A 6,525-nucleotide genomic window follows, 5' to 3' on the forward strand; every position below is an offset into this window, starting at 1 on the left:
CGAAAAGGGCGAGGGGATCGAATTGGCGAAAAGGTATGCTGTGAAGGGCTATCCGACTATGCTGATTCTGAACAGCAAAGGCGAGGAGTTGGGTCGTTTGGTGGGGTCGAGCCGCACGCCGGAGGAGTTCGTTCAGCGTCTGAAGGATGAAATGGCCAAAATCGAAAAGAAGTAGCACCTGTTTCCTGCGGTTGTTTGCAAAGAGCCTTTCCGAATATACCGGAAAGGCTCTTTTCATTCGCGTTCCTTTTGTATAACTTTTGCTTTCAGGTTTTGTCGGTTTCGTGTAGGCGAAAAACGGTACCGGAAATGTCGTGCCTGTATCCTCCCTGACACTGCTGGGTATTAATCGTAGGTTTATTTCGCCCCGCTGGCGCCGGCCAAGAAAGGGCAGTTACAGACCGGATCGGCCGCTGAGCTTTTAGGGTAAAGGCCACACCTATAGAAATCGGCACCAGCCCGAGCCGAAAAAACAGTTAAAATATAATCGCATTATTTTTTGAGTGCCACCCGCGCCGCCCCGATGATCTTGCAGACACACATCGCAAAATGCGTGAACAGAATGCGCGGATTCCCATTCTGTTTGATCTGCGCCAACAACCGCTCAAACTCCGCCACGAAAGCCTCCACCGTGACATGCGACACATACGGCGCGAAATTCCGGCAGAACCGCTCCCGCCCCGGATCCGCGTAAGCAATCGACTCCATCCCGATCCCCGTCAGATAGCACTCCCGCACGATCCCCAAAGCCGCCGTACAGAACTGCTTCTGCGCCTCGCGTCCCAGCGGCGCCATCTCCTCCGCCCAGTCGAACAGTCCCAAATACTTCTGTTGGTAGCACAGCCTCATCAGCCGGATGAACCGCTCCTCGTGCTCGCTTTGTACGCCGCCGGCATTCGCCGCCATACGCACCGCCGCCCCCCAGCTTCCCTGCGCCAGATGCGCCACCTGAGCCGCCCGCTCCGGCGCGATCCCTTTCCGGACAACTAATTCCCGCGCAATCACCTCGTCCGGCACCCCCGCCAAAGCCACCGTCTGCGTCCGCGACCGGATCGTCGCGATGATCCGCTCCGGCTCCGCACTCACGAACAGGAACAGCGTCCGCTCCGGCGGCTCCTCGACTAACTTCAGAAGCGTATTGGCCGCCGCCTCGTGCAACCGCTCCGGCAGCCACACGATCACCGTCTTATAGCCCCCCTCGAACGACTTGAACCCCATCTGGCGCACCAACTCGTTCGCATCGTTCTTGTTGATGATCCCCTGCTGGTTCTCGATCCCCAATTCCGCATACCACTCCTGTTCGGTCAGGTACCCCCCGGTTTCCGGAACGATCCGCCGCCAAACATGCACGAACTGTTCGCTCCGCGGCTTCTCGTCCGCCCGGCCCGTCGCCACCGCCTCTTTCGACGCATTCACCGGATAGATGTAGTGGCAGTCCGGATGTTCCATCCGCTGCATCCGGTAGCACTCCGGACACTCGCCGCACGAATCCTCGTCCGTCCGGTTGCGGCAATGGACATACTGCGCATAAGCCAGCGCCATAGGCAGCGCCCCCACCCCTTCGGCCCCCGTGAAAAGCATGGCGTGGCTGATCCGTCCCTGCCGCACCGTCCGGCACAGGTGGCGTTTGATTTCATCGTGTCCGATGATGTCCCTGAATCGCATATCCGAAAAGAGGTCGCACCGAGAAAAGCCGCGCGACGACAGACGAAGATACGGAAATTTTGCATATCTTCGCCTTTCGCACGGGGGAAGTCAGAACAATTCACACATACCGATTCAGAACCATGAGAATAGCAGAGTTGCTCGCACACGGCGAGCGGAACGTCGAAGTGACGGCCAAAGGGTGGGTGCGCACCAAACGCGGGAACAAGAACGTGGCATTCATCGCCTTGAACGACGGCTCGACGATCCATAATATTCAGGTGGTGGCGGAGACGGCAGCATTCGACGAAACGCTGCTCAAAAACATTACGACAGGGGCTTGTCTGAAAGTGACAGGTCTGCTGGTCGATTCGCCGGCATCGGGGCAGCCGGTCGAAATTCAGGCCCGAACGATCGAAATCTATGGGCTGGCCGATCCGGAGAGCTATCCGTTGCAGAAAAAGGGGCATACCCTCGAATTTTTGCGCGAGATCGCACACCTGAGGCCGCGAACCAATACCTTCGGGGCGGTGTTCCGGATCCGGCACGCGATGGCGTATGCCATTCACAAGTATTTCAACGACCGGGGGTTCTACTACTGGAACTCGCCGCTCATCACCGCTTCGGATGCGGAGGGGGCGGGAGCAATGTTCCGCGTGACGACGCTCGCGCCGGGAGAGACGGACTTCAACGAAGACTTTTTCGGGCGGCCCACCAACCTGACCGTTTCCGGACAGCTCGAAGGGGAGCTGGCGGCGATGGCTTTGGGGCAGATCTACACGTTCGGGCCGACGTTCCGGGCCGAAAACTCGAATACGCCGAGGCACCTGGCGGAATTCTGGATGGTGGAGCCGGAGATGGCGTTCTACGAGATCGAGGACAACATGAATCTGGCGGAGGATTTCATCAAATACTTGGTCAATTATGCGTTGGAGCATTGTGCGGACGATCTGGCATTCCTCGAAAAGATGTACGATGCGGAGCTGACGGAGCGGCTGCGGTTCGTGACGGCGAACGACTTCGTGCGGCTCACTTACACCGAGGGGGTCAAGATTTTGGAGGAAGCGCGGGACACCAAAGGGGTGAAATTCGAGTTTCCGGTCTTCTGGGGGGCGGACTTGGCGGCGGAACACGAACGCTACTTGGTGGAACAACACTTCCGGCGGCCGGTCATCATGACGGACTATCCGAAAGAGATCAAGGCGTTCTACATGAAGCAGAACGAGGACGGACGGACGGTGCGGGGGATGGACGTGCTCTTTCCGAAGATCGGGGAGATTATCGGCGGGTCGGAACGCGAGGCGGATTACGATAAGCTGGTGGCACGGATGGACGAAATGGGGGTGCCGACCGAGACGATGCAGTGGTATTTGGATACACGGCGGTTCGGAAGCGCGCCGCACAGCGGGTTCGGGTTAGGGTTTGAACGGCTGGTGCTGTTCGTCACGGGGATGACCAACATCCGGGATGTGATCCCGTTCCCGCGCACGCCGAAAAATGCGGAATTCTGACATTTATTCCGGTCGACAGACTCGCGACCTGCGCGGCTATCCGCGCAGGTCGTTTGGTTTGCAGGAAAAAGGACTTAAAATGACACGAAATTGGGATATCAGGCCAAAATGTTTATATTTGTCCAAACGGCTCCCTGCAGAGCCGTTTCCCGATACTATCAATAATATATGGCAACTATTACTCAAAGTTTAGAACAGAAATTGCAGCAGCGGCTTTCACCGCAGCAGATACAGGGCATCAAGCTGCTGGAGCTTCCCACGCTCCAGCTGGAGCAGCGCGTCAAGCAGGAGATCGAGGAAAACCCGGTGCTCGAAGAAGAGGAGCGCGAAAACGAGCAGGACGAGGCGCAGTTGACGCTGGAGGATTATATTCGCAACGAAGAAAGCGCCTCATCCTATAAACTGAAAACCAACAACACCTCGAAAGACGACGAACGGAAATCCCCGACCTTGTCGCAGGGGATGTCGCTCCAGGACTTTCTGATCGAACAGCTGGCCTACCACGACCTGAACGCCAGGGAAATGACCGTCGCCCGCTTCGTGATCGGAACGCTGGACGATGACGGGTATCTGCGCCGACCGACGGCTTCCATCACCGACGACATTGCCTTTACACAGGGGATTGAGGTGACCGACGAGGAGGTGGACCGGGTGATCGGCGTGATCCAGACGCTCGACCCGGCGGGGATCGGGGCGCGCGACTTGGGGGAATGCCTCGTCATCCAGCTGAAAGCCCTGCGGAACCAGACGCCGGCGGTGAGGCTGGCAATAGCTATACTCACGGATCACTACGACGCGTTCGTCAAGAAACACTACGAACGGATGATGCGGCGGTTAGGGGTTTCCGAAGAGGAGTTTCGGGCGGCCTTGGAGGAGATCATGCACCTAAACCCGAAACCCACCAACGGCTATTCCGACGAAAGTTCGGCAGCGGTGCCGAACATCATCCCGGACTTCGTTCTGGACTACAGCAACGGCAGCTTCGACCTGCAACTGGCTTCGCGCAGCGTGCCGGACCTGCGGATCAACAGCAGCTACCTGAGGATGGCCGAAAAGGCGATGAACGGCAGCGCGCAGAGCGAGGCGGACAAAGAGGCGCTGCAATTCATCAAACAGAAAATCGAATCGGCCAAATGGTTCATCTCCGCGATCAAGCAGCGGCAGGAGACCTTGATGAAGACCATGCGGGCGATCTTGCAGTTCCAGCACGACTATTTCGTCGAGGGCGACGAGGCGAAGCTGCGGCCGATGATCCTCAAGGACATTGCGGATGCCACAGGGTTCGATATCTCCACTATCTCGCGGGTGGTCAACAGCAAGTACATACAGACCCATTTCGGGGTATTCCTGCTCAAATATTTCTTTTCCGAGGGGCTGCCGACTGAGAGCGGCGAGGAAGTCTCCACGCGCGAAATCAAGCGGATACTGGCCGAGGCGATCGAGAACGAAGACAAACGCGATCCGCTGACCGACGAGGCACTGATGGATACGCTGACGGCGAAGGGATACAAGATCGCGCGCCGGACGGTGGCCAAATACCGCGAGATGCTGGGCATTCCGGCATCGAGACTGCGGAAAGAGCTGTAACTTTTTGGGCAGGGCGGGATTCTCGTTTAACCGCTCGCCGTCCTTTGGCATGAAGGACGGCTTTTTTGTATCCGTTCACTGCCAAAAATTAGAGCACAAAGCCCTGCAAACCGATTTAAATCGCTACTTTTGCAACGATTTGTCCTCTCGAACGAACTATGAAAAACTACATCCGCTATGTCTTCGGACTGGCCGTGCTGGTCGTCCTGATGACAATCGGACTCCGATATATCCCGGCACCTGTGGTAGAGAAAGCCGGTCTCAAACCGGTGGATATTCTCGCCGACCTCAACCGGGGCAATACGGTGGAAAATCTCGACCGGCTCGACGCCGAGGTCGGTGCCGGTACCCGGAAGCAGGGATATTCCGTCCGGTCGGTTACCGAACCGGACACCACTTCGTCGCCTGCGGGAGACAGCAGCCGGCCGGTCAGCACTATTTTGGTGGAGCCTGAGCCTGCCGCTCCGGAGAATCCCATGGATCCCCCAAAAATTCCCCCGATCCCTCAATCCGCTCCGTCCGATACGCTTCCTTCCGCACCACCGGTTGAGGTGGGGGACATCGTTCCGATCACGGACTATTCGCCGGACAAAACCATGCTGCGCACTTTCACCGGCAAGCTGGCCCATGTGCAGGAGATGCGGCGTCCGCTGCGCATCGGCTTTATGGGCGATTCTTTTATCGAAGGCGACTTGCTGACTTCGGATTTCCGAGAACTGATGCAAAACCGGTATGGCGGGGGAGGGGTGGGATTCGTGCCGATCACTTCGCAGGTAGCCGGATTCCGGCAGACGGTCGGACACAAGTTCGGCAAATGGAAACAGAGCTCCATCGTCCACAGCAAGGAGAACGGTTATACGATCTCGGCTTTTCATTTCACTCCTTCGGAGAACAGCTATGTGGAGTACAAGGGTTCCCACAGTAAAAAACATCTCGACCGGTTCGGCCGGGCGCGGTTGCTGTTCATCAGCCGGGGCCGTTCGGTGATCCGCGCGACGGTCAACGGGGAGGAGGAGTTCCTGTTCAATACCGATCCGCTGGAGGCTTTGCAGGAGGTGCAGCTCGATGGCGATTTCCGGTCGATCCGCTATCAGGTCGGCGATGTGGAGGGGTTCAGAGCCTACGGGGTGTTCTTGGAGAATCCGACGGGCGTGAGTGTGGATAATTTCTCGGTACGGGGCAATCCGGGCACGGTGATGGGACGGATCGACCGTTCGCTGAGCGAACAGTTCGGCAGGCTGTCGCCTTATGATCTGATTATTCTGCAATATGGACTGAATGTGGTCTCGAGCCAGGTGACGAATTATTCGACGTACCGTAAGCAGATGACGGCGGTGGTGAATCATATCAAACAGTGTTTCCCGGGGGTGGCGATCCTGATTATGAGTGTGGGCGACCGGGCTACGCGCAGCAACGGGACGTTCGTGACGATGCCGGGGATCCGGGCGATGGTGCAAACGCAGGAGGAGGTGGCGCGGGATTGCGGGGTGCTGTTCTGGAATACTTACGATGTGATGCGTGCGGCGGGGGGAATGGGTACTTTCGTGAAGAATGGCTGGGCGGCGAAGGATTATACGCATATCTCGGCTCGGGGGGGTAAAAAAATTGCTACGGCTCTGTTCAATGCGATTACGACTGCTACAACACAATAATGTTCGTTTAATCACTACCCTATGTTTGAGGGTACTGTTCTCTTTAACTGCGCTTCGCTTGTTTTGCCTCCGGCTTCCTCGCGCTACCTCGGCATAGTCCGCCAGCGGCCTCTGCCCTCGGAACGCTGCTC

4 protein-coding genes are annotated in these 6,525 nt (G+C 57.4%); 3 read left to right on the forward strand and 1 reads right to left on the reverse strand.

All coding sequences use genetic code 11. The features are described 5' to 3' along the window. Positions 1 to 492 precede the first annotated feature (492 nt). Complete coding sequence (locus Q0Z93_RS09365; protein ID WP_298064865.1) at positions 493 to 1,665, reverse strand: DNA polymerase III subunit delta; 1,173 nt, start codon at positions 1,663 to 1,665, stop codon at positions 493 to 495. Positions 1,666 to 1,787: 122 nt separating this feature from the next. Here Q0Z93_RS09365 and asnS point away from each other — a divergent pair, with 122 nt between their 5' ends. The 3 genes from asnS (at position 1,788) to Q0Z93_RS09380 (ending at position 6,394) form a co-directional block, all read left to right on the forward strand. Further along, the gene (gene asnS / locus Q0Z93_RS09370; RefSeq protein WP_298064867.1) at positions 1,788 to 3,155 is read left to right on the forward strand and encodes an asparagine--tRNA ligase; all 1,368 of its coding nucleotides are present in this window, start codon (positions 1,788 to 1,790) and stop codon (positions 3,153 to 3,155) included. Positions 3,156 to 3,323: 168 nt separating this feature from the next. Then, the gene (gene rpoN, locus Q0Z93_RS09375; RefSeq protein ID WP_298064868.1) at positions 3,324 to 4,742 is read left to right on the forward strand and encodes an RNA polymerase factor sigma-54; all 1,419 of its coding nucleotides are present in this window, start codon (positions 3,324 to 3,326) and stop codon (positions 4,740 to 4,742) included. 158 nt (positions 4,743 to 4,900) lie between these two features. Further along, positions 4,901 to 6,394, forward strand: a complete 1,494-nt coding sequence (locus Q0Z93_RS09380; RefSeq protein ID WP_298064870.1) for a GDSL-type esterase/lipase family protein — start codon at positions 4,901 to 4,903, stop codon at positions 6,392 to 6,394. The last annotated feature ends 131 nt before the right edge of the window (positions 6,395 to 6,525 follow it).

This window comes from uncultured Rikenella sp. (genome assembly GCF_947628055.1).
Classification (GTDB): domain Bacteria; phylum Bacteroidota; class Bacteroidia; order Bacteroidales; family Rikenellaceae; genus Rikenella.